The 24,728-nt window shown below is 20.7% G+C and carries 35 protein-coding genes and 1 pseudogene; 20 read left to right on the plus strand and 16 right to left on the minus strand.

Annotated elements, in window-relative coordinates:
• The first annotated feature begins 73 nt into the window (after positions 1–73).
• Complete coding sequence (locus AACL24_RS06840) at positions 74–580, plus strand: hypothetical protein (protein WP_339049257.1); 507 nt, start codon at positions 74–76, stop codon at positions 578–580.
• A 29-nt stretch (positions 581–609) separates the two neighbouring features.
• On the opposite strand, the gene AACL24_RS06845 is transcribed toward AACL24_RS06840, so the two are convergent.
• From AACL24_RS06845 to AACL24_RS06870, 6 genes are all read right to left on the minus strand, one after another.
• A complete protein-coding gene (locus AACL24_RS06845) occupies positions 610–774 on the minus strand; it encodes a hypothetical protein (RefSeq protein WP_339049258.1) in 165 nt (54 codons plus the stop codon).
• Between the two features lie 167 nt (positions 775–941).
• On the minus strand, positions 942–1,229 hold the full coding sequence (locus tag AACL24_RS06850; RefSeq protein ID WP_339049259.1) for a hypothetical protein: 288 nt from the start codon (positions 1,227–1,229) through the stop codon (positions 942–944).
• Between the two features lie 105 nt (positions 1,230–1,334).
• Positions 1,335–1,529 (minus strand): hypothetical protein, encoded by a 195-nt coding sequence (locus tag AACL24_RS06855; RefSeq protein ID WP_339049260.1) that lies wholly within the window; start codon positions 1,527–1,529, stop codon positions 1,335–1,337.
• Between the two features lie 152 nt (positions 1,530–1,681).
• Positions 1,682–2,008 (minus strand): hypothetical protein, encoded by a 327-nt coding sequence (locus AACL24_RS06860; RefSeq protein WP_339047242.1) that lies wholly within the window; start codon positions 2,006–2,008, stop codon positions 1,682–1,684.
• Positions 1,999–2,721 (minus strand): hypothetical protein, encoded by a 723-nt coding sequence (locus AACL24_RS06865; protein WP_339049261.1) that lies wholly within the window; start codon positions 2,719–2,721, stop codon positions 1,999–2,001. Before AACL24_RS06865 ends, AACL24_RS06860 begins: the two co-directional genes overlap by 10 nt.
• A gap of 102 nt (positions 2,722–2,823) precedes the next feature.
• A complete protein-coding gene (locus tag AACL24_RS06870) occupies positions 2,824–3,306 on the minus strand; it encodes a recombinase RecT (RefSeq protein ID WP_339049262.1) in 483 nt (160 codons plus the stop codon).
• Positions 3,307–3,373: 67 nt separating this feature from the next.
• Between AACL24_RS06870 and AACL24_RS06875 the strand changes: the two genes are divergently transcribed.
• From AACL24_RS06875 to AACL24_RS06885, 3 genes are all read left to right on the plus strand, one after another.
• A complete protein-coding gene (locus AACL24_RS06875; RefSeq protein WP_339045912.1) occupies positions 3,374–3,796 on the plus strand; it encodes a transposase family protein in 423 nt (140 codons plus the stop codon).
• A gap of 23 nt (positions 3,797–3,819) precedes the next feature.
• Positions 3,820–4,227, plus strand: coding sequence for a transposase family protein (locus AACL24_RS06880; protein WP_339045908.1), 408 nt, complete (start codon positions 3,820–3,822; stop codon positions 4,225–4,227).
• A 165-nt stretch (positions 4,228–4,392) separates the two neighbouring features.
• Entirely contained in the window at positions 4,393–5,631 is a 1,239-nt protein-coding gene (locus tag AACL24_RS06885; RefSeq protein WP_339049263.1) for an IS256 family transposase, read from the plus strand.
• A gap of 161 nt (positions 5,632–5,792) precedes the next feature.
• On the opposite strand, the gene AACL24_RS06890 is transcribed toward AACL24_RS06885, so the two are convergent.
• Positions 5,793–6,173, minus strand: coding sequence for a recombinase RecT (locus AACL24_RS06890; RefSeq protein WP_339049264.1), 381 nt, complete (start codon positions 6,171–6,173; stop codon positions 5,793–5,795).
• A gap of 1 nt (position 6,174) precedes the next feature.
• Positions 6,175–6,621 carry a hypothetical protein gene (locus AACL24_RS06895; protein ID WP_339049265.1) on the minus strand — a complete coding sequence of 149 codons (447 nt, stop codon included), beginning with the start codon at positions 6,619–6,621 and terminating at the stop codon, positions 6,175–6,177.
• Between the two features lie 775 nt (positions 6,622–7,396).
• Between AACL24_RS06895 and AACL24_RS06900 the strand changes: the two genes are divergently transcribed.
• The 15 genes from AACL24_RS06900 to AACL24_RS06970 all read left to right on the plus strand — a co-directional run bounded on the left by AACL24_RS06900 (position 7,397) and on the right by AACL24_RS06970 (position 19,708).
• On the plus strand, positions 7,397–7,915 hold the full coding sequence (locus tag AACL24_RS06900; protein ID WP_339047123.1) for a hypothetical protein: 519 nt from the start codon (positions 7,397–7,399) through the stop codon (positions 7,913–7,915).
• A gap of 134 nt (positions 7,916–8,049) precedes the next feature.
• A complete protein-coding gene (locus AACL24_RS06905; protein ID WP_339047924.1) occupies positions 8,050–8,352 on the plus strand; it encodes a hypothetical protein in 303 nt (100 codons plus the stop codon).
• Between the two features lie 2 nt (positions 8,353–8,354).
• Positions 8,355–8,819, plus strand: coding sequence for a hypothetical protein (locus AACL24_RS06910; RefSeq protein WP_339047926.1), 465 nt, complete (start codon positions 8,355–8,357; stop codon positions 8,817–8,819).
• A 2-nt stretch (positions 8,820–8,821) separates the two neighbouring features.
• The gene (locus AACL24_RS06915) at positions 8,822–9,115 is read left to right on the plus strand and encodes a hypothetical protein (RefSeq protein WP_338961240.1); all 294 of its coding nucleotides are present in this window, start codon (positions 8,822–8,824) and stop codon (positions 9,113–9,115) included.
• A gap of 3 nt (positions 9,116–9,118) precedes the next feature.
• Positions 9,119–9,280, plus strand: a complete 162-nt coding sequence (locus AACL24_RS06920; RefSeq protein ID WP_174480256.1) for a hypothetical protein — start codon at positions 9,119–9,121, stop codon at positions 9,278–9,280.
• Positions 9,280–9,525, plus strand: a complete 246-nt coding sequence (locus AACL24_RS06925) for a hypothetical protein (protein WP_339047117.1) — start codon at positions 9,280–9,282, stop codon at positions 9,523–9,525. The genes AACL24_RS06920 and AACL24_RS06925 overlap by 1 nt, the downstream gene beginning before the upstream one ends.
• A 119-nt stretch (positions 9,526–9,644) precedes the next feature.
• Entirely contained in the window at positions 9,645–10,466 is an 822-nt protein-coding gene (locus AACL24_RS06930) for a hypothetical protein (protein WP_339047930.1), read from the plus strand.
• A gap of 16 nt (positions 10,467–10,482) precedes the next feature.
• Entirely contained in the window at positions 10,483–10,641 is a 159-nt protein-coding gene (locus AACL24_RS06935) for a hypothetical protein (RefSeq protein WP_339047113.1), read from the plus strand.
• A 40-nt stretch (positions 10,642–10,681) separates the two neighbouring features.
• Positions 10,682–10,870, plus strand: coding sequence for a hypothetical protein (locus AACL24_RS06940; RefSeq protein ID WP_174480113.1), 189 nt, complete (start codon positions 10,682–10,684; stop codon positions 10,868–10,870).
• A gap of 16 nt (positions 10,871–10,886) precedes the next feature.
• On the plus strand, positions 10,887–11,264 hold the full coding sequence (locus AACL24_RS06945; RefSeq protein WP_339047109.1) for a hypothetical protein: 378 nt from the start codon (positions 10,887–10,889) through the stop codon (positions 11,262–11,264).
• Positions 11,265–11,283: 19 nt separating this feature from the next.
• Positions 11,284–12,465 carry a hypothetical protein gene (locus tag AACL24_RS06950; RefSeq protein ID WP_339047107.1) on the plus strand — a complete coding sequence of 394 codons (1,182 nt, stop codon included), beginning with the start codon at positions 11,284–11,286 and terminating at the stop codon, positions 12,463–12,465.
• A 14-nt stretch (positions 12,466–12,479) separates the two neighbouring features.
• Positions 12,480–14,195, plus strand: a complete 1,716-nt coding sequence (locus tag AACL24_RS06955; RefSeq protein ID WP_339047485.1) for a hypothetical protein — start codon at positions 12,480–12,482, stop codon at positions 14,193–14,195.
• A 3-nt stretch (positions 14,196–14,198) separates the two neighbouring features.
• Complete coding sequence (locus AACL24_RS06960) at positions 14,199–16,259, plus strand: hypothetical protein (protein WP_339047932.1); 2,061 nt, start codon at positions 14,199–14,201, stop codon at positions 16,257–16,259.
• Between the two features lie 145 nt (positions 16,260–16,404).
• Positions 16,405–17,646, plus strand: a complete 1,242-nt coding sequence (locus AACL24_RS06965; protein ID WP_339047482.1) for a hypothetical protein — start codon at positions 16,405–16,407, stop codon at positions 17,644–17,646.
• Positions 17,597–19,708 carry a hypothetical protein gene (locus AACL24_RS06970; RefSeq protein ID WP_339048226.1) on the plus strand — a complete coding sequence of 704 codons (2,112 nt, stop codon included), beginning with the start codon at positions 17,597–17,599 and terminating at the stop codon, positions 19,706–19,708. The genes AACL24_RS06965 and AACL24_RS06970 overlap by 50 nt, the downstream gene beginning before the upstream one ends.
• Here the strand turns inward: AACL24_RS06970 and AACL24_RS06975 are convergent.
• Positions 19,705–20,247, minus strand: a complete 543-nt coding sequence (locus AACL24_RS06975; RefSeq protein WP_339049266.1) for a hypothetical protein — start codon at positions 20,245–20,247, stop codon at positions 19,705–19,707. The two genes, AACL24_RS06970 and AACL24_RS06975, sit on opposite strands and share 4 nt — an antisense overlap.
• 365 nt (positions 20,248–20,612) lie before the next feature.
• Here AACL24_RS06975 and AACL24_RS06980 point away from each other — a divergent pair, with 365 nt between their 5' ends.
• On the plus strand, positions 20,613–21,743 hold the full coding sequence (locus AACL24_RS06980; RefSeq protein WP_339047938.1) for an Mbov_0401 family ICE element transposase-like protein: 1,131 nt from the start codon (positions 20,613–20,615) through the stop codon (positions 21,741–21,743).
• Between the two features lie 234 nt (positions 21,744–21,977).
• Here the strand turns inward: AACL24_RS06980 and AACL24_RS06985 are convergent, their stop codons facing one another.
• From AACL24_RS06985 to AACL24_RS15550, 7 genes and pseudogenes are all read right to left on the minus strand, one after another.
• Positions 21,978–22,226: a hypothetical protein gene (locus AACL24_RS06985; RefSeq protein WP_339049267.1), complete on the minus strand. Its 249-nt coding sequence runs from the start codon at positions 22,224–22,226 to the stop codon at positions 21,978–21,980.
• Positions 22,201–22,380: a hypothetical protein gene (locus tag AACL24_RS06990; RefSeq protein WP_339047250.1), complete on the minus strand. Its 180-nt coding sequence runs from the start codon at positions 22,378–22,380 to the stop codon at positions 22,201–22,203. The genes AACL24_RS06985 and AACL24_RS06990 overlap by 26 nt, the downstream gene beginning before the upstream one ends.
• 19 nt (positions 22,381–22,399) lie before the next feature.
• Complete coding sequence (locus AACL24_RS06995) at positions 22,400–22,606, minus strand: hypothetical protein (protein WP_339047252.1); 207 nt, start codon at positions 22,604–22,606, stop codon at positions 22,400–22,402.
• Between the two features lie 5 nt (positions 22,607–22,611).
• Positions 22,612–22,803 (minus strand): hypothetical protein, encoded by a 192-nt coding sequence (locus AACL24_RS07000; protein ID WP_339046451.1) that lies wholly within the window; start codon positions 22,801–22,803, stop codon positions 22,612–22,614.
• A complete protein-coding gene (locus AACL24_RS07005) occupies positions 22,793–22,948 on the minus strand; it encodes a hypothetical protein (protein ID WP_339046449.1) in 156 nt (51 codons plus the stop codon). Before AACL24_RS07005 ends, AACL24_RS07000 begins: the two co-directional genes overlap by 11 nt.
• Before the next feature lie 131 nt (positions 22,949–23,079).
• A complete protein-coding gene (locus AACL24_RS07010) occupies positions 23,080–23,568 on the minus strand; it encodes a hypothetical protein (protein ID WP_339048665.1) in 489 nt (162 codons plus the stop codon).
• A gap of 791 nt (positions 23,569–24,359) precedes the next feature.
• Positions 24,360–24,503, minus strand: a pseudogene (locus AACL24_RS15550) (IS3 family transposase); the annotation flags it as partial.
• Between the last annotated feature and the right edge of the window lie 225 nt (positions 24,504–24,728).

Raw genomic sequence — 24,728 nt, forward strand, 5'->3', positions numbered from 1 at the left:
TTTACTGGTAACTTTTTTTGTTGATATATTTTAAATTAAATTATATAATTTATCTAATTTTCGGGGGTATATAATGATTAAATTTAAATGAGAAAAAGATAAAAAAATAGATACTGATATAAATAATAACAAAATCAAAATTTCCCATTTTGATAATGTAAATAATAGTATAAATCTTAAAAAAATAAAAAAATCAATAATAAATTTTCAAAATGGAAATGAATTAGGAATTTTTATTAATGATTTAAGTAATTTAGAAATAGAACAATATAAAATTGTTAAAATATTAAAAGAATGTGATAATTGTTTAAATTCAATGTATGAAGAATTAATGAAATATATAGAATTTCAAGATGAGCTTTTAGAAAAAAGTAAAAATAGTTTTTCTGAAAATTCAAATTATCGTTATAATTGTAGTAATGATTGAAATAATGTAGAAGTTGAAAAATTAAAAATTACACATGGTGGATTAAATTTTAAAATTTGTAATATTCATAATCATTTTGAAGATATTTTAATCAAGATACACTTTAAAATAAAAAATTTTAAAGAAATTAGAGATTTACTAATTAAAAAATAATCCTTAATTTTAAGGATTATAAATTAATACTATTTGTGTTTTTTATTATGTTGATTATTTAATTCAATTAAATGTTTACTAATATTTATATAATTTTTAATAATTCCATTTAATACTTGCTGTTCATTTTTATTTAATTTTAAACTTATTTGATTAGTAAATTCTATAATTTTTTCTTCAATTTCTTTAGTCATTATTTATTTCCTTTCATATCATATTTTCTATATTTAATATAGATAATTTAGTTATATTATCAATAATTAATAATTTTAGTTATAACATCTGTTAGTACTGAAATTATCATTAAAAATAATATTACTGATACTGATACTATTGTTAATATTTCTCATCAAACCATTATTTACTCCTTATTTTCATTATTATCAGTTCATTCGGGAATACTATCTCAATCAATATTTATACTTGGTCATTTATTATAATCATGTTCTTCACATAATTTACAATCTGAACATTTCATAATTTTTTCCATATCCATTAACAAACAATTTAAAGTTAATTTATCAACATTAGTCATTTTAATTTTTCTTTTTTTATATCATCATCTAATAGTTAATTCACCTAAAATAGTCCCTATAAAAAAACCAATACTATTAGATATTATAAATATAATTCAATCATATCAATTCATATTTACTCCTTTTCTTTTAATTTTTGTTTTTTATTTTTATATACTTTTAATCTTAATTTTCAATCACAATATCAACAACCATATTCACCTTTAGGAATATAATTTTTATTTTTTCTTTTCATAATCATTTTTAATTTCTTTAACTTTATTTTTAAATTGTTTTTTATGAAAATAACACATATTAAAAAATTGAATTACACTATCTTCTAAATTTACAGTTTTTAAAGTAACTAATACTTTACTATTACAATTTTTAACAATACATTTAAGTAATACTTTTTCTTGTTTTTGTTTTTGCATTATTTACTCCTTAATTTTTTCTAATTTTATTGTAAATTCAGAATTACCAGTTCATATAAATTTTAATATTCCAATTATTATTGCAGGAATAATTATTAAAATTAAAAATATTGGTACAAGTATAATTCTTAATAAAATAGCAAATATTTTCATTAATCAAATACTCCATTCTTTATTAATTGTAAAATAACATTTGTTTGTTCTATTGAACCATTTATATGATTTTCATTATAAAGTTTAGTTATTAATCTTTTATTATCCATATCAATACATAAATTTAAATAATCAATTAATTTTTGTTTATATTGTTTTATAGCAAATTCTTTTCTCTCTTGATTTATTTTATTAACTATTTTTCAATGATTTTCACAATAAACTCTATTATTATTAAAATCTTTATGTGGTTTAATTTTACTATATTCTTCACATCTTATATTATTTTCATAATAATCACATTGTCATCCAGTTACTATAATCATTTTTTATTCTCCTTGTTGTTTTCTTCTATAAATATTTCGAAATTAAATGGGCTTTTTCGTCCTTTGTATTTTTCGTTTTGCATTTTATTGTCCTTATTTAAATAATATCAACCAATTAATAAACTATCAGCTTCATCATGATTTGATATTTTTATATTTCAATTATTTTCTTTTATTAAATTTTCACACATAAACAAAGAAATATTTTTATCTCATTTATAATTTATACCATTTACAAATGTAATAGCAGAACAATATTTATCATTTTTTACATATCATTTCTTTCATTCACTTGGACTAATTGACATATCTTTTGTTAATAATTTATTAAATTGTCCAGCAATAAAACCTCTTAAATGTTCTTGAGTTTCATAACCAATTCCATTTTTACTATGAAAAGTACCACGTTCAATAATTAAATCCAATTCATTATCATTAACTTTTATATCTCAATAAAATCTTCTTTGTCCATCATATTCTTTTAAATTATAACTTTTAAGAAATATTGGTTTTCAAATTATTTCATTTTCATAACAATTTTTACATTCTTCAACAATTTTTAATGAAGCATTTTCATCATTATGAATTTCACAATATACATATTCTCTAGTAGGTCAATAATTTAAATTTTTATCATATTTATATTCTTTTTCTCATAATGTAAATCCTGTATTTTTAATACTTGGGTCAATTGAAAGTAAATAATTATTCATTATTATTTCTCCTTATTTTTATTTAAATTCATAACTAATATTTCTAAACATTTAATACATCAATTTTTACTTAATCAAATTCTTTTATTACATGTTCTACATTTATTCATTTTTAAATACCAAATTATCTAATTTATTTATATTTGCTTCTAATTGTTGAAAATTTGTATTATTTTCAATTACATTATTAGTATTTGGATTATCAATATATATTTTTTCTGTTTCAGTAATAATTGCTTGGTCATTTTCATATGCAATTTGCATTTCAGTACTCATAATTCCCCATTTTCTTAATAATTGAGTTAATACAGTTTTTAATGCCATACTATCAAAATCACTAACAACAAATTCTTTATTTTTTGCATAAGTTTTTGAATATTTTAAAAAATGTTTTTCAATTTGTTCTTTTGACATATATAAAATTTTTTCAAAACCATTTACTAATTGAAAATATGCTACATAACCAATAATAGGTTGTTTCAATCTTTCTAAATCATCTTGTATTCAATTAAATTCAATTCCCTTAAGTCTATCTACTTTTTTAATTTCTAGACATATTCCGTAATTAAATTTTTTAAAAGTCAATTAATAATTTTAAAATTTATTTTATAATTTTGTTATTAACAATAAATTTAGAAAAGTGTTGATAAAAATGATTTTTGAAAATTTAAAAAAATTAAAAAATGAAGAATTTTATAGATATTTTGGTATAAAACGTTTTCATTTTAATGAAATGTTAGAAAAATTAATTGAAATAGAAAAATTAGAAAAAAATAAAGGTCGAAAAAATAAACTTTCAGTAGAAGAAAGATTAATGATGACTTTATTATACTGAAAAGAATATTATACTTTTTTTCAAATGAGTATTAAATCTAAAATGAGCCCATCAAGTTGTTTTCGAAATATTACTTGAGTAGAAAATAAACTTAGTAACCACAAAGATTACCAATTTTTAAAAGAAAGATATAAATTAAAAATTGATAAAAAACAAGAAAATTCAAATGAATTTCAATTTTATTTAATTGATTCAACTGAGATTGAAATTGAAAGACCAACTAAAAAAAACTACAGTTAGAATATTTTTCTGGTAAAAGTTGAATGTATTCTATAAAATTTCAAATTGTATATGATTTTTTTAATAAAAAAATTGTTGATATTTTTGCTGATAATGGTAAAGTGCATGATTTTCAAATATTAAAAAATTCAAATCTTGAATTTTCAGAAAAAACAATAATTATTGGTGATTTAGGATATCAAGGTATACAAAATATTTATAAAAATACAATAATACCAATTAAAAGAACTAAAAATAAAAAATTAACTAAACAAGAAAGAAAATACAATAAGATTGTATCTAAAATTAGAATTAAAGTTGAACATGTCTTTGCTTGATTGAAAAGATTCAAAATTTTAGTAAATAAATGTAGAAAATCTAAATTTAGACTTATGTACTTAAGATTTAACTTACTTTGTGAAATTTTTAATAAAATAAAACCATTAAAATAAAAAAAATATTAAAAATATTTTTTTAAAATTTAAATTTTTATCGAGTTAATATAAAAATATTATTAACAATTGGTAATGTTTAGTAATCTGTGTAACTTACAAAAATAACTATGTTTAATTAATTCTAGTAAATATAATTAATTTTCTAGAAAGAGTGAGTTACAGATGGCTAAAAAGCAAAATATTAATAATAATGATCAAATATCAAAAGCAGTAGATTTATTATTAGAAAATACTGAAGATTTAACAACAGTTTTTAAAGAGGGAGGATTGTATAAAGAATTAACAAAAAGATTAGTAGAAAAAATGTTGAATTCTGAGATGCAAAATTATTTGGGATATGAAAAGAATCAACATAGTAATAGTGACAATGCTCGTAATGGTATAAGTTCAAAAAAAATAATAACTCAACAAGGTAAAATTGAGATTGATGTACCACGAGATCGCAATAGTAATTTTAATCCTATAATAGTTGCAAAAAGACAAAGAAGATTTGATGGTTTTGATCAACAAGTTCTTTCTTTATATGCAAAAGGTATGACATTATCAGATATTAGAATGCAATTACAAGAGTTATATCATGGTGCTGATATTAGTGAAAGTGTTATTAGTCAAATTACTGATGATGTTATTGATGATGTAAAAGCATGGCAAAATCGACCATTAGAAAGTGTCTATCCGATTGTTTATTTTGATTGCATAGTAGTGAAAGTACGACAAGATAAAAGGATTATTAATAAATCAGTTTATATAGCTTTAGGAGTTGATTTAGAAGGTAAAAAAGATGTTTTAGGTTTATGAATTAGTGAAAATGAAGGTGCTAAATTTTGATTAGCAAATTTAACAGAAATGAAAAATCGTGGCTTAAATGATATTTTTATTGCCTGCAGTGATAATTTAACAGGCATGTCAGAAGCAATACAATCAGTTTATCTTAAAACAGAACATCAATTATGCATAGTTCATCAAATTAGAAATAGTTTGAAATATGTCTCATATAAGCATAGAAAATCTCTAGTTGCAGATTTAAAACCAATTTATACTGCATGTAGTGAAGAACAAGCAATGCAGGCTTTAGAATCCTTTGAAAATAAGTGAAATAAACAATATCCTCAAATTGCTAAATCTTGATATAAAAATTGAGATAATTTAATGGTTTTTATTAGTTATCCTACAGAAATCAAAAGAGTTATTTATACAACAAATGCTATTGAATCTGTAAATAGTCAATTACGAAAAGTTATCAGAAATAAAAAAGTTTTTCCTAATGATATGGCAGTTTTTAAAATATTTTATTTAGCAATTGAAAATATAACAAAAAAATGAACAATGCCCATTCAAAATTGAAATACAGCAATTGCTCATTTTATGATAAAATTTGAAGATAGAATTAATCTAAACTAGTACTTTGTAAAACAAAGATACACAGATTACATAAAAGCCTCTAACAATTTTTTGTTTAAAATGTAAACTCATTTTTTAAACTATTTTTTCAAAAAATATTTATTTCTATATTCAATAACACTAAATAGTTTTAAAACAATTTTATTGACAATTAATTAAATTTAATTACGGAATATGTCCTCTGTTAATCTAACATCACTTACATTAATTTCTTTATATTGTTGACTACGTAATGCTAATTGAATATAACCTTTATATCCCATTTGAAATTGAGCATTATTTACTTTTGTATTACTATCTCAATAAGGTACAATATAACAATAACCAAAATTCTTTTCTAAAGGTAAATTTAATAATACTGCTTGATAACAACTATTAATAATAGTATCTGGATATGCTTTATCTAAACCATATTGATTTGAAATTGCTAATACATTACTTTTAAATTTTTGAATTTCTAAATTATTAATAATACCTTTTTGTCTAATAAATTTTTCTACATTACCATTATTAATATTTTTCACTAATAATTCATTTGCCATTTTATTTTAATTCCTTTCATGTTCAAATTGCTTTTTCTCATTCAATTAATAATTCATTTGTTATTTCAACTTTTATTAATTCAATTTCATTTTCTTTAACTCAACATATAAAATGAATATTTGATAATTCATAATTATTATTTTTTAATAATCAATAATATGCTATTATTTGTAATTTTGATTTTTCTAATAATTCTTTAGTAAAAACTTTATAAGTTTTAAAATCTACTATTATATTTAAATTATTTTCTTTATAAATTAAATCTGGTGTTCCAGCAACAATATCATAATTAAATATTTTTTCACTAATATATTCATTATTATTAATAAATTTAATTGGTAAATATTCTAATAATGTATAACAATAATTTAAATAATTTTCGGGAAATAATTCTTTAATAATATTTTTAATTTGATTATTTATATTTTTAATAGGGACGGTTGTCAAATTTACGAAATAATTAATTATCATATTAGTAACTTATTTCCAAAATTACCATTTAAAAATGATGATAGACAAATTAAATTCTCTTTTACCCTTAAATTTAATATTCGACGTATTTTAAAAAATATACATTTAAAAGATAAAATAAAAATTATTAACAAGGAAAAAGACAAGAAATAATCTTGTCTTTTTTTGTAATTGTAAAATTTTAAAATTTTTAAGAACCCTCTTTAACGCTATTATCAACACGTGTTAGGGAACTAAAAAAGTGAACTACAACACAGTTGTTAAAAATAGTAGCTAGAGCATGTGGACTTGCATGGATAAATAAAAAGTGGAGTGATACCTAATAAAATATACTAACCAGTAATGGTAATTCTTGGGGTGGGAGCGAATTGGAAACTAGTATATATAGACCTGTTGTAGGGACCTATTGTATTAATTCTATTTTTTATTTAATCAACCTTGCCACTCCCCAGTGAGCAAGTGTTGATTTTATTTTTTATTTTTTTTTGAAAATTTTTTTGGGCGAGAAAATAAATTTCAAACTTGTAAAAAAATTGAGCGAGGCCGGTTCAATTAAAATATTAATTTGTTTAACACAAATTAAATAAATATTGAATCGAATGCCTCAATGTTTTTTAAAATTTCACAATTTATTTTTGAGCCCAGTTTTCATGGAATGAATAAAACGAATAGTAGTAGTATTAATAATCTAAAAATCAAAATATATGTTCTGTTGCTTCTAGCATAAAGAACATATTAGGAAAGGATTATTATGAAAATAGAATTTAAAAAAGAACAAATTATTAAAGATAAACCACAATCTATTCTTATTGATTATGTTGAATATAAATTATCGCTTCCAAAATGAATGATTAAAAATAATTCTTTTATTGTTGATAACAGTTACACATATTGAGTTTTTAATTTAGACAATATTAAAAGAGAATTAAGTGGTAATGAATTAATAAAATTATTAGAACCATATATTAAAGACCAAAAAATAACTGTTAATAAACCAACTGCTCCAAAAGAATATTATCTTAATGATATAAAACTTGAACCATTAACATTTTATGAACAGCATAATAGTTGATTTATGGGTGAAATAACAGATAACAAAACTAAAATTACTAATCCTTGTTTTAAATATAACATTACGTGAGAAGAAAACAGAAAAGGTTTTAAAATAAATAATCAATATAAACATGATGATTTACCAATTAATTATATAGTTACTTTGTATAAGGAAATTTCAACTCATAATGAAAAAGTATTTTTGTTGAACATGTAAACAAAATAAATTAGATTATTTATTCTTTAATACTAATGATATTAAAACAAGAAAATATTTTTTAAGAGATAAAAATAGTAAAGCAATTTGTTATGACTGTATTTTAAATGTTAGGTTAAGTAGGAGGTATAAATATGAATAAACAAAAACCATTTTCTTATAAAGACCAAGAAATTATTAATGAATATAATAAAAAACGTAATCAAGAAATAACAAAAGAACATTTAAATAATATAGAAAAATTAAGAAAAGATTTTAAAAAAGAAGTTATTAATGAATATAAGAAAAATTTAATTTGTTCATTAAATATATTTTTAGGTCATTATATAGAACAATACAAAAAAGAAAAAGAAAGATTTTATCGAAATCAATTAAAAGGTTCAATTGATACTATTCAATTCTTAATTAATAAAATACAATCCAAAGAATTTGATTAATAATGCAATATGACTTAATTATTGGTATTGACCCAGCAGGAATAGGTAGTAATGGAATTGTTATATATTCAAATGAAACTAATAATATTATTTTTAATGAAAAATTCAATACATTAACTGTTTTATGGACTAAAAATATGTATAAAGAAAAATTTCAATTAATTAAAGAAAAATTTATTGATAAAAAAATATTAGTTATTGTAGAAAATTTCTTTTTAAGTTCAAAACAATTATTAACTAATCCATTAGCAACTCCTAAAATTATTGGTTCATTAATGGTATTAGTACAAGATGTTTTCAACTGAGATTATCTAGAAAACCACCCAAAAAATAAAAATAAAATAACAAATTATAAAGGAAATATAAAATTAACAAAACATGAACAAGATGCTTATAAGCATATTCAATATTATTTAAAAAATCATAAGAAAATATTGATTTTTGATAATTATTTAAGGAAATTATAAAAATGAAAGATAAAGCAAATTATGTGAAATTAACAGTAAAACTTAGTAACACTATTGAAGCAAAATATTACGAAAAAGGTAATAAGGAATTATATTATAGTGTTCGTGGTCAATGAAATGGATTAAATTATGTTACTTTAATTTTTAATAACCCAAAACTTTATAGACGCTGTATTTTATTAAACAAAAACGATGAAATTATTGTAACTGGTCAAATCTTTAACACTTTAAACATTCCTAAAAATCGTGCATTTTGTTCAATCAATGTTAAATGATTTAAAAAATGAAAAGAGTAAAAAATGATATTATGAAAAATTTTATTAATAGCACCAATATTAATAACCAGTATAACACTAATAATAATTTTAATATTTATTATTAAAGAATTAAAAAATGAATATAAAGTATTGAAAATATTAAGTGAAATTGCTAATCAAATTAAAAATAAGGAGAATAATTAATGATAATATTACCTACTTTGTTTGAAAATAAAGATGAAATTGAAGTATTATCACCATTTCCAAAAGCAATTCATACAAGTAATGATATTAGAGCAATTATTTTAAGACAATACCCAAATGTTAAATCAAAACACATAATTGTTTCTGACCCCGAAAGTAATGTTGCATTAATAGTTGGTGATAATGATGTTTATCAAGGTTGAATTAAAGTAACAGTTAAAAAATTAGAAATTAAAGGAGATTAAACAAATGCAAAAGGAAAAAATTAAAATTAGAAATTATGAATTTGAATTAAATTCTTATGTAGTAGATTCCTTATTAGATGTTATAAGAGAACTGATAAAAACAAATAAAGGAGAATAAAATGCCAAACGAAAATACACAATCAAAATATACTTTAACCAAATTAATTAGAACTGGTATAAGTCCTATTTGTGCAATGATTGGTACAAGTGCTTATTATCGTCAAGTAATAGATAATTCAATATTGGGTTCAATTAATAGTTTATTATTTGGTAAAAAATTAGGTTTAGATATATGAAATTTAAATCAAAGACCAAATACTAAAACTAAATTAATTAATAGTAGTAAAAAAATATTATTAGGTTTAGGAACAATTGGTTTAGCAAATTATAGTAAATGAAGTGAAAATAATATTACTCCAATTATTCCAACACCACCAACTCCAATAACAACTACAACTACAACTGAGGGTCCTCCGTGATTACTATTAGATAAACAAGAACATCAGTCATTAATGGATTGAGATACATATATTAGTTTAAATGCTTATGGTATTTCAAATCTTATTAGTGGATTAACTGAGTTAATACCTAATAGATTTGAAAATATAAAAAAGATTTGTAATATGGCAACTGGTGGATGTTTGATTAGTAGTGGTGTTGCTATGGGTATTAATAATGATTTTAATAATGCTTATGCAATACCTACCATAGTTGCTGGTGCAAGTGAAATTATTCATAATTTACTTCCAATAGAAACAAATCATAGTAGAGAAATGCAAGAAACAGCATTTAATAATGAAACTTCAAGATTAATTAATGATAATAGATTCACAATTAATAGTGAAACAACTAGTCAATATGGTAGTGATAATATGAGTGAAGTACCATTAAATCACGATAATGCTTCATTAAATTGAGATTATAATCACATGAGTTTATAAAGGAGGTGAATAATTTATGAATAAAGAAAAAATACTTGAATATTATAATAATGAAATTCAGACATATAAAGAAAGATTGGAACAATTAAATAAAGAAATATCTGTATTAGTAGAAATTATAAGTAATTCACAATCAATGATTGAAAGAATTAATGGTGGTCAATTTGATGAATAATTAAAAATTAAAAATAAATAATTGAAAGGAAAATATTCAAATGAAAGAATTTTTACATGAATTAATAATTATTGGAACAAGTGTTGGAACATTAATTTGCAGAGAAATTATTGTTTTATTAAAAAGATTTATCACAACTCCAAAACATGTTAGAGCAAATAACAAAATTATCAAACATCAAAAAAAATTAGCAAAGTTAAATGAAAAGATTAATAAAGAAAATAAATAATAAAGTGGTGATGTAAATGTTAGAAAATGAAAATAATGTTCAACAAACAACTGAACCTTTAACTGAAAACAATGCTTCTTCACAAGAAATAGAAAATAAAGTTAATGAAGCAGAAAATAAGTTAAATAAACTTAATTTAGAAATTAAAGAAAAAGAAATTATTAATATATTTAAAAAATATCAAGTTAAAACTGAATTTTATGATTATTTAAAATTTAAAACTAATAATTTAGAAAATTCAAAAATTGAAGAAACTATTAAAAAAATGATTAAAGAACAACCAGTATTTAAAGAAATAATTAATACAGGTGGCAAACCACAAACAATAATAACAAATCAACCAAATTCAATAAAAAGTACATTATTGGATTATAAAAAGAAAAATAATTTATAACAGAAAGGAAATAAAAAAAATGTCAGTACCATTCAATCAAAATTTAGATAATACCGAAAAATTAGTAGAGGCACCTGAGTTTATAGAATTTTATAAACAATCAAATTCACCATGAGCAAGTTTTTTTCCTATTGAAATGGTTAATTCTACAAAAATTGAATTTATAGTTAAAAAACCAAAAAATTCAGAAATTAAAGTACTAAAATGAAATGATAAAAGCAAAGGATTAGATGTTAGTTACGCTGAAACTATTAAAATTTTAAAAGAAATTAAACAAGAAGCAGTTGCAGGTGAAATAATTGCTAATGTTGATTTAAATGCAGAAAATGGACAAAATTTGTTAAACACAATGCAATATGAAGTTGCTAATGATTTAGCAGATTATTTAGCAAATAATGATACAAATGTAATTACAAAATATGCAACTAAATTAGATATTACTGATAAAACACCAGTAGGATATTTAAAATCAATGCTATCTGCTTGAAATACTTTATTTCAATTAAGAAATAGTAATAATTGTCAATTTTTTATTACTAATAATTTATATGATAGTTTAGTTTATTTAGCAGATAATAAAGGTTTAATTACTGATAACCAAATAGCACAACAATTAAGATTAAATGGAACAAATTTATATATCAAAGGTGTACTATGTCAAATTGTAATGGATGATTATATGACTTTTACTGATAATAATGAAACTAAAATTATGTCTTTTGTTTTAGCAACACCAAGAGCAATGAAAAGATATATGTTACAAAATACAGTTGTATATGTTCAAGATATTAATGATGGTAAAGTTGGAAGAAGATATTTAGTTGGGGGAGAAGTAACTGGTGAAGCAATACCCTATATAACAGATGAAGAAACAACTTCACGCTGAATGTTATGTGGAATTATTAATAGTGATAAAACTGATTTAAAAACTAAAATTACAATTTTAACAACTGATATTACTGCAAATGTTAATAACAATAATAGTGAATTAAATACACAAATAAAAAGTACTAATGAACTTAAATCATTAAATCCTAATTTAACAAATCCAACTATTAAATATTTTAGTGATGCACAAGGCAAAACTAATGTAAGTAATCAAAAACAAAAAGCAGGTGATTTATATATAACTATTATTGCAAATGTTAATGACTTAAATTATAAAGGAACAACAAATCCAATTAAAATAACTCTTAAATAAAGGACATTAATATCATGCCAATCGGTACAACTAATACAGCAATACTTTTAAACATAAATAAACCAAAACATACTAGAATAAGTAAACAACAAGAAAATAAAAGTTTTTGATGAGAAATTTTAGAAATGATTGGTGTACAAGTAATAGCAGTAGCACTTGCTCCTTTTACTGGTGGATTAAGTGAAAGTTTTGCACTTGGATTAGGTGCAAGTGATTTAGTTGCTAGTATTAGTGCTGTTGGTGTAGAATTTTTAACTGATTTTACTATTAATCAAGTTTATGATTATTTAAAAGGAAATGTAACACCATTAAATACTTTTTTTAATATATTACCAGCATTTGCTGGAATTAATAAAATTAGTCGTGGTTATCGTACTACTAAATTTATTAATTTAGCACAAAAAACTAAAACATTAGAACAAATAGGTGTTAAAGAAGCAAAAAATTTACAAGAAATTATTAGTCAAGTAAGTGGAAAAGAAATTTTAACAGATAAAATTGTTGGTAAAAATCGTTATTTATTTAATTACAGTTTTGCTCCAAATCGTGAAACAATAATCCAAAATTTAGGTTATGTTGCTGAAAGACAATATAAAAATAATTTTCAAAAATTAGAAGCACAAGAATTAAAAGATTATTTATTATTACAAAATACATTAATAAAATTAAGTCCACAATTAACTCCTAAATTTAAAATCAAAGATATTGAAAAAGCAAATAACTTTTTAAAAAAATATAATACTGATTTAAAAAAAGTATTATTTATGAACCAACATGATTGATTAAATTTAGTTCATACAATACACACAGAAAATAGATATGGAAAAACTTTAATTTTGGATTTACAAAAAATTCGTGCTAATGCTATTAAATTTAATTTTAAAAATAGTATTATTCATCAACTTGTTTTAAAAGCAAATCAAATTTTTAAATATTTTGATATTAGATTTTATTTAAAAAAAGGTTTAAATAAATTTTGAAAAGATACTTCATATTTTGAAAAAATACGAGAAAGTATATATAAATTACAAGAAAAATTTGAAAAACTAGAAAAACAAGCATTTGAAAAAATTAATAAATTAAAAGAAAAAGCAACTGATTTATTTACTAGTGCAGAAAAAAGAGCAATTAAACACGCACAATTAATTCCATTAAATTCACCAGTATTTATGGGTTGTAAAATTCAACCTTTGTCATTAGATAAATGTGCAATTACTATTTATCATCGTAATCCTAAATATAAACCAATTACAGTTGTTGATAGTATTCTTAAAGCAAAAACTTTTGTTACTCAAATACATCCATTTCATTGATATCGTTGATATAGTGGTTGATACATTGGTTATGGTGTTAATCGTAATAAATGATTAAAAGCAATAGCATTTGCTCCACCAGTTGTACAACAAGTAATTAGAGATAGTTTTAAAGTATATAGAGAAATATTTAGAATAATAAGAACTTATCATAAAGTAGTAAATGTTATTAATAATCCTATTGAAAATATTAATAAATCATTTAAAAATGTTGGTTTAAAGTTTTCAGTAAATACTTTATTTGGTACTTGATTATTACATCATTTAGAAAAATTTGCATATAGTCAAGTTGTAACAAAAAGTAAAAACTTAAAAAAAGGAAAAAATAAAATACAAAAAGAAATTGAACATATCACACATAGAAAAACTAAAACAAAAACTAAACATTATAAAAAAGCATTTTTTAAGGAATGATAAAATATGATTAATAAACTTTGAACTGGTGTCAGTCTTGAAAATTATAATAACTGATATCCATTAACTGGAAAAATTACAGAAACACCACAGCAATATATAAAAACATGACCAAATGTTAATGATTGATTTAAAACATTTGGAATACGTGCGCAAAATGATATTAATGCCTATCTTGATTTTATTTTATCTAAATTTCCTTTTGATAGTTTTAAAGATGAATTAATTAAAGAAACATTAAGAGATATGGTTTATGTAATGGTTGAACATTGAGTATTTAATCGTACACCAATTGAATTTAATGTTGATGCAACTATTCAATTTAATAATGGTAATCAATTTAGTGCAAGTAGTATTCCAACAATTAATGTTTGAGATTTAGCACCTACTAGAATGAAAATATGAGCAAGATTAACAGAATTAAAACAAATATTTTCAAGTTATAATGATGATGAAATAGATGTTGAAAAAATTGACTTAAAAGCATTTTATACTAGAAATCAAGTTGATGAATTAATTAAAGAACAAAAAGAATTTACATTATCAAAACAAATGAAATTATATGATGATTTAGTTGATGATAATGAAAATGAAATATATAGGGGTCCTGTTACAAATTTTATTAATAAGGGTTATGTAGCAACAGATTATGATAAAGAAACTGAAACTATGATTTTAGATTGACCTGATGAAATTGGTACATTACCACCTGACGCATTACAAAATAATCCACAAATTGGGGATTATACACATGCACCAACTTGTGATTTTTCTGCTAAACAACAAAAAAGAATTACTACAAATGAAAATAGTATTAAATTATTAGAAACTAAAGTTGATAATAATATCAAATTATTAGAAAATAAAATTGAGATTAATAAACAAAATATTGATGATATTAAAAATAACTGATTTAATATTGAAACTAGTCCATTATGAAAAGAGATATCTAATGAACTTTCAACTGATAATTTAAATAAAGAAATATTAGTAATATGAGGTTATATTTATGAGAGTAATATTTATAAATATAAATATACTAGAAAATCTATATTTAAATTAGATGAAGAATCTGCAATAAAATCATATACTCTATTAGATACTTTTTATTCAGATGAAACTAATAATATTAGATTATATTTAACTTGCGTTAATTATAAAATTCGCGCTAGTGCTACACCCGGAACATATTATTCAGGATTTATTTCTAAAATATATCAATATCAAGGAATAGATACACCAACTGAATTTATAGCAGAAGAAAATACTGAACGTGATTATTATACAAAACTAGAAACTAATAATTTATTAGATAAAAAACAAAATAAATTAATTGCTGGTGAAAATATTAAGATTGATGAAAATAATAAAATTAGTGCTATTGGTGGTTCTACTGATTTAACTGATTATTATAAAAAAAAAGAAATAGATAAAAAATTAGAAGATACAAAAGCATTATTTCCAATTGCTTTTTCTATGAATGCTATTGGTCAAGAAATTCCTAATTTAGAAACTACTAATAAAACTATTGCTGGGGCTGTTAATGAATTAAAAGAAAAAATAAAAGACAAAAAATTTTCAAATGATTATTTTAAATATAATACTGAAACAAATGAAATTTTATTAAATGATGAAGAAAATTCATTACTTTGTAGGGATTTATTAGAAAATAATGAATATAAAATATTAAAAACTCAAAATAAAAAAATATTACAAGCAATTAATGAAATATTAGAAAAACAACCACAACCAACTCCAACTATAAATAATTGAAAAGAAGTAGGAACAAGAGAAAAAAATAAATGAGATTATTGACAAATTACTTATGATTTTGAAGAGAATAAACATTATAGAGTTTATTATTCTTGAAGTATATATAATCCAGTTTATACTATTCAAGAATTTATTATAACTAATAAAAAAATTGCTGGTGTACAAATACAAACCTTTAATGATAGTGCTAATATAGTAATTTTATCAGTTCAACATGCAAAATTGATTACTATTTATACTGTAAAAGGTAATTTAAAAGGTAATGTATGAAAATTAGAAGAATTACAGGAATAAGATTATGTTTTTTAAAATTATAAAAATTATTTTAGCTTTAATTGGAGTAATTCTATCATCTGCAACTGTTGGTTTAATTATATTTATTATTGTAAAAATTATATTAAAAATTAATCAAATATTTTAAAGAAAGGTGGTGAATATTATGTTAAGTTTATTTAAAAGAAAAGATAAAACAAATATTAGTGATAATCAAAATGAAAAAGTAAAATTTTTAACCAATAAAAATAAAAGTACTCATGCTTCTATTTTAAATTATTTTGGTTTTAATGATTTTAATCATGAAACTTATTTCACTGATTTTGTAGCAGAAAATAATGCTAATTTATATAATGCTCCATTAGATATTAATAATGAAACTATTAAACAATACTTAATTCAACAAGAATTTTATAGAAAAAATTGAAATTCTATTTTTAAATTAAGTAAATTAGGAATTAGTGGTTATTTAATTTATATTGCTAATGATGACTTATATTTTCAAGTAGTAGATATTCAACAAAGAGTTTATGATATTACTGGTAAATTAATTCAATGTACTATTTTTTATGATAACTATGAACAAAATGCACAAACAGTAAGACTATTTGAAGTTTATACATTAAACAATGAAGAAGTAACAATTAATCGTGCAATTTATAGTATTAGTGATAATAAAAAACAATTTCCATTAGATTTTAAATCATTTATTAATAATCCTAATCTATTACAAGAACAAACACTAAATATTAATTATATACCAATAGCAATTATGCGAAATAAAGCAAATGAGTTAGCAGATTGTGATAAAGTAATGGATAAAATTAAAGCATTAGATGTTATTTATGAGCAAATTGTTTTAGATAGCATTTTAAATTCACCTAAATTTATATTTAGTCAAACTTATGGTAATGTTCAATCAACATTAGAAGAAGCAGTAAGAACATTAGTTACTAAAAATTACATATTTAAAAGTGGTGGAGATAATAATGAACAAAACGAAAATATCAATATGACAAATAGTAATTTTAAAGGTAAAAATTTAACTGATATATATGATTGAAATGTTAATGAAATATTTAAACGTTGTGGTATTCATATACCAAGTCAAAAGAAATCTGCACAACAATCAGTTCTAGAAAGTACAGCTGTAAATATTTCAACCATTAATTATATTGAACAAAAATTATGGCAATTTAATATTGATATTCTTAAATTTATTCAAATATTAGTACGTTTAGATAAAGATTTATTAAATAGTAAAACATTTAATATTAATGATGAACAAGAAATTAATAATTTAACAGTTAAATTAAAATTATTTAATCCCGAAAATAACCAATTAATAGGAGAAAACAATGGAAAACAACAACAAACCACAAACGAAGTTTCCACAGAAACAAACTAAACTTAATCAAGCAGAAGTAGAAAATGATTATTTAATTGATAATATTCCTTATGATTTTACTAATATGATGAGTGCTACTAGTGACCCAGATATTAATAGAGCATACGATGAATTTAAAAAAAGAACAATATATATTTATGAAATTGAACGTTTATTTAAAAATAATGAAAATAATAGTTTAAAATTTTCAGCAAATACTATTAAAATTGGATTTATTGATATTGATAAAGTGTTAAAAACTACTGCTGTTGAAACATCTGATTTTACTATGCAATTAAATCAAAGAGCAAGTACTAATATTAATGACAATACAATTGAATATAGTATGACTGATATTAAAAATTTAATATTTCAAGAAATAAATTTATTAAATCAATTTAAGTTATATGCTGTATCTATCAATGAACCATTAACTGAAAATAATATTGATAATTTATATATCATTAATAATTATTCACAACCTTATCAAAATCCAAAAACAAGAAGTACTAAAAGTATAACTATTATAAAAATTAAAGACTTTAAAACAAGAGATGGTTATCCAATCATTATTAAATTACAAAAACCATTAGAAAAAGATACCAAGGTTAAAAGTATAACTTTAAAATTTCCTAAAACAATGTTATTTGGCAATATAAAAGTAAATGGTGAAATTGATGGATTAAAAGTATCACCAAATTTATTAATTGCTGATGATAACCAATTATTTCCATTATATGCTTTACCAATTCAAACTCAACCAAAAGTTAATATTTTACAACAATGATTTAGTGACCAAATTTTAGAGTGAAATATTGCTAAAAATTTCATTAATCAAAATTCTATTTTAGAATATTTAGATATTGGTGAAATTATACCTAATCCACCAGCACAAGAATTTAAACATGTTAAAAAAATTGAGTTTAAAAATGTTGAAACTATAACTACTAATGAAGACAAACAAATAGATAATATTCAAAAAGAACAATATTTTATGTTTTCTAAAGAAAATGAAAGTGATTACATATTAGCATATAATGATTGACAAAGTGGAGTTAATAAAGTTGGAGTTGGAGGAAGTAAAAACCAAAAAGTAAAAATGTCACAAGGTAAAACGGTACAAACTCATTGAAAAATTAATAATATTGATAGTGTATTATTAACTTATGATAAAGTTAAACCACTTACAACATTAGGAAAATTATTAATGGACATGTTAAGTTATACTTATAATTATCAAGCGAATTTTAAAGGTTATGACCCTAAATATGACGAAAAACATGATGATTTACCAGATATTACAAAATTAAGAAATGAATTTGAAAACCAAAAACCACATGATGTTATTACTAATTTATTTGAACAATGAAAATTAGATAATCCAGATTTTATTAATAATCCAAAAATAAAAAAATTTAAGCAAGTAGTTATGATGTTATCAAATTATATACTTTCTTACTTATCAATAAATAAAGGTTTAGATGATGATTATAAATTATTGTTACCCTATTATTTTGAAATAAAATCAAAACCAACAAGAAAATCAACTCATGATAGATGAAATTTTGAAAATGTTTATGTTGTTTTAAAATCTGAGTATTTTGATTTTACTGACCTTAATAATATTAAAATAAAAAACAAAAATATTAATCAAAATGAATGATTTAAACTAAGTAATAATCAATTTAATTGATTATCATTAACTAATGAACTAGAAAATAATAATATACCTTCATTATTACCACAAGATATGAGTTTAAGTAATGGTGAATATGGAAAGTATATGGTTAAAAGTATAATTAATAATGTTTTAGAATTATTAAAATTATTTAATAGTCAAAAACAATATTTTTCAAGTTGAGATTGATTTAATTTTGTTCAAAAAAATTATTTTAATGATACAGTTAAATTCAATATAGAAAAAGAAATTTCTAATTTACATAAAATAGAAATCTCAGGTATTTTTGGTGCTGGAAATTATGATATTTTATTAGAAATAGAAAATAAAATTATAAACATTAATAATATTTCATTATTTAATAATAATGATGAAACAATATCATATATTAATGTTGAATTTTAATCTCATCAAAAATATCCAGTAGGATACTTACCATCTCATTTTATATCTGTTTTATCTTTTTTATTATTTGCAAAATAAAATGAAACTGTACTTTTATCATAACGATGTTCTCATATAGTCCCCCCAAATACTGCAGTATGGTCTGGTTTTAAATAAAAACTTAATTTTTGTCTTCCGTCTTTACATGCAAAACCTAAGGCAATACATGCAAAAATTAATGCTATAATAGTTGTTATTTTATAGAAATTTCTTTTTATTCATTTTTTTATTTTAGAGTTTATTTTTTCTTGTTGTTGTTCAACTTCATTTTGAATATTTTTTAATATCTCTTTACTATCTTGTATTTTAATCTCCTTTTTTAACTTTTTATTTTTTCCCAATTTTTCAGAAGTTTTTAATCATTTTGGTAATAATTCATGTTCTAAATTAATTGCATGATTTTCACAAAGAAAAAGACTAAATGTTTTTGATTTTAAATCTAATAATACAATATTACTTCATTTGTTATTACAATTTTTACTTTGAGAAATAACATTCATTTTGTAAAATCTTTTTTAAAGATTTCAGTTTATTTATACTTTTTAACTCTTTTTCTCTATTTATCATATCTTATTCCCTTTTTCATAACATTTTATTATTTAATTGTACTTATTTTTGATTATTTTTACAAGTATGCTTTTAAATGCAAAATAACGCCTAAATTAAAGGCGTTATTTTGTGAGACCTATACTATTAATTATATTGAAATTGTTTATTATATTTTAAATATGAAAGCATTTTTTAAAATATTTTTTATTTTATTTAAAATAACACTTATATATTTATATAATAATTAAGTAAATTAATTTTTTAAATATATTTACAATAAATTTAGATTTTTTTAAAATAGTTAGGAGAAGTAAATGTGAATTTTAATTATAAATGAAATTTTAGAGAAGAAAGTGCAAAAATTGATAAATTAGTTTTAGAACATATAACAAATAAATGAGAAAAACGAGATTGAAGAATATTTAAAACAAGAGATAAAAAGAAATATAAAATTGTTGATTATCAATATCGAACTAGAAAAACATTATATGGAATGGTAACTTATAAAAGAAGAATTTATGAATATTTTGATGAAAAATTACAAAAATTAGTTCGTATTTGTTTAGTTGATGAATGACTAGAATTACCTAAATATAAAAGAATTGGTGAAGATGTTGAACAAACTATTATTCAATATTTTGCTGATGGAAAAAGATATCATGATATTTGTGCTATTTGTAAAAAAGCAGGTATTAGTGTTAGTACTATTCATAGAGTTTTTAAAAATTTAGAAGTAATTGAAGCAAATCCAGTAAAAGTAAAACTAGAAAAAAATCAACCTATTTTTGTAGCAATTGATGACGGTCATCGAAAATTTTGAAATTTTAAACGTAAAGGTATAAAACATTCTATGCGATTAATAGTAACATATACAGATAATATTAATCACAAAGTACAAAATAAAAGAGTAAAAGCAATTATAAGACCAACAAGAACAGCAATTGGAGTTAAAAAAACTGCTGAATTTGTTAAAGAACATTGTCAAAAATTTTATGAAAATGTTGAACAAGCAAAAATAATTATTTGTGGTGATAGTGCAGGATGAATTAAAGATGTAGCAGATTATTTAGGTGCACAGTTTGTTTTAGATAAATTCCATTTAATTAGAACATTATATCTTGGAATAATGGCGGGAAATAAAGGAAAATATTTAAAAGAATATAATTACTGTAAAAATTTAATTAATAATGGTCAATATGAACAATTAATTGATTATTTATATAAAGAATTAGATAATCATAAAAAATTAAAGAAAAAATATTTTAAAAATAATAAACAAGGTATTGAAAATCAAGGTGCAAAATGAAATATTGGTTGCTTTACTGAAACTAATATTTGACATGTTTTAAAAGAAATGCTTGGTAATAGAACTTATAATATTTCAATTTATATTAAAATGGTTATTTTTAAATGTAATAAAATAAATACAGAGATGCAATTATTATAAATTAAAATTTAACTTTTTTTTAAAAATCAAAATAGAATAAAACTTATTAAATGTGTTTTAATAAGAATTTTTTTTGTGTATAAATATTAAATTTATTTTTTAATTTTTTAGTAATTTTTAAAAATAATCATTTTAGTTGCATTTAAGTTAAAAAAATTATATTATTTAAATACAATTTCATAAAATTCCAAATTATTTCTTGTCTAACATAATAATAAGACTATATGAATTAATTTATTCCGGATTTTTGACAATCTCCCTTTTAATAGTTATATTTTTAAAATATAATTCTGCTACTTTATGAACACAATTACCACGAATTCTTGCATTATTTATATTAAAACAATATTTACATTTACAATATGAATTACCTAAATAATAATCAAGTATTTTACTTACTGATATTAATTCTTTATTTTGAATAAAATATTGATGTGTTTCTTTTTTAAAAATTAAATTATTTTTTTGATTGTTTAATTGCATTTTTAATTAAACTCCTTATAAATCCATTAATTTTCATATTTTTTTCTTCACAAATTTCTTTTAATGTTTCATAATCTTTTTCAGTAAATCTTAAATGAACAATAATTTGTTTTATCATTAATTCTTCTGGTTTCTTTTTAGGAGCTGCTACCATTTTTATTCACTACTTTCTTTTAACCTTTAATAATTCTTTTATAATCAATAATTGCTTGTTGTAATTTATTTACATTTTCAAAGTCAAAATAATCACTACTAATTTTTAAATCACCATCATTATCAATTTCAACGTATAAATCTTCATATTTACTATTAAATTCTTCTTGTAATTCTTCAAATTTTTCTATTAATTTCATTGCATTTTGTAATTCTAATCTATTCATTATTTTTACACTCCTTTAAAATTTTCTAATTGTAATTCATTAATATAATATTCATATAAGTAATCTCAATTATTACTTGTTAAATACATATCTTCTTCAATCATTTCATCTATACATTTATTACAATAATATGTATTTTCAATTTCATGTAATTCAGAAAATCATATATATTTTTCATTATGAATATTACATTTCATTTTTTTCACCTATTAATTTATAAAAACATTTATTACAAGTTCTATTTGCAAATGATGAATTTTTATGACAAATATCACATGAACCAAATATTTTTTCTTCTTCATATTTTATATATATTCTTTTATCTTCTTTTAAATTCAACATAATTAATTCCTTTCTATAATTTTTAATATTTCTTGTATTTCAATATATTTTTGATTTTTAAGTAATTTTTCATTACATAAATTTTTAATTAATTTTATTTTTTCAACATTTAATAACATATTTAATTTCCTTTAATACTTCAAATAAAATATTTTATTATTATGAGTTGATATATCTTTCATTGGTGTAACAATATAATTTATTGCTAAATCATTATGTTTATATGGATTATTGATTTTAAAACTTTTCATATCTTGTTCTCATGTAATGTTATATTTAAAACATTCTTGATTTTTATCATTTTTAAAAATATAATAACTATTATATTGTTCATAAAATTCACAAGATATTAATTCATTTTCATTTGTATTAATATTTGGAATATTTTTAATATATTTTAAAATATCACTACCTTTAACACTTTCAATATCTTTTGTTATTGATTTTTTACCTAATTTATAATAAAAATCTTCAATTATTTTTAATGCTATTTTTTTATTTTTTTCATCAATAATAGTATCTTTAATAGGAAATCATGTTTCATATTCACCAATTTCTAATAACATACCTTTAGTTGTTTCTTTAATTTTATTTTTAATATCTAAATTAACATTAATCATTACGTATCCTTTCTATGTATAAGCCTTATCACCTACAGTGATAAAAGGCTTATATACTACTAACTACTTATCTACTATACGTAAGGCTTATGCTACTGTAGGTAGCAAAGCCTTGGAGGGTAGGGGTTCTAGGGGAAGGGAACCAAAATTTCTGAAATTTTCAAAGAGCAACAGAAAAATTACTATTGGTTAATTCCAGCACAATAGCCTACATAATTTTTTATTTAGTTATGTAATAATTAATTACTTTAATAAAGTGCTGGTTTAATAAAATAATTAATTATAATTGTTTAACAATTAAAAAATGAGAGTATTATCTCTCATTTAACTTCTTTTTAAATCTAACCATTAACTTTATACGCCCAAAAAATAATAAATATATTTAAATTAATATTATTAATGTTTTAATTTAAATAAAAGTAGTTGACTAATAAGTCAGTAATAAATTTTATTTTTTTAAATTACTTTAAATAAATCTCAAATAAAGTTTATCTTTGAAAAAATCAATATACAATAGACTTCTTGCAAAACTATGATATTAATCACATTTTTTAAGTTTAAAAATTTATTTTAATAACACTTTTAATATTTTTTAAAAATTATTGTTCAAAATATGTTTTATTTTTTGTCATTAAAATACAACAAAAATTATTATTTCAAATAAAAAAATAAAATATTAAATTATCAAATATATTTAAATTAATAATTGTAAATTATAAATTGAAGCTATTAGACTTTTTGCAAAACCTATCTTTTTTATTTTTAATTTTATTTTAAAAATTAAAAATAAAAAAGATAGGTAATACTAATGATGCATCTTTTTTAACTCCAACACTATGTCCGATAATTTCGCGGTTAAATAGGTCTATTAATAGGCAAATATAGTTTCACCTACCATTAACTTGTACATAAGTTAAATCACTAACAATAACTTCATTTTTAATCCTATTCTTAAATTTTCTATTAACAAGATTAGTTATTTGACTATCGTTAACTTTGTTATTATGATTTTTGAATGATAATTTAGTAGACTTCTTGCAAAACTATGATATTAATCACATTTTTTAAGTTTAAAAATTTATTTTAATAACACTTTTAATATTTTTTAAAAATTATTGTTCAAAATATGTTTTATTTTTTGTCATTAAAATACAACAAAA

Origin of the sequence: Spiroplasma endosymbiont of Colias croceus (assembly GCF_964020095.1) — a bacterium.
Lineage (GTDB): Bacteria > Bacillota_I > Bacilli_A > Mycoplasmatales > VBWQ01 > Spiroplasma_E.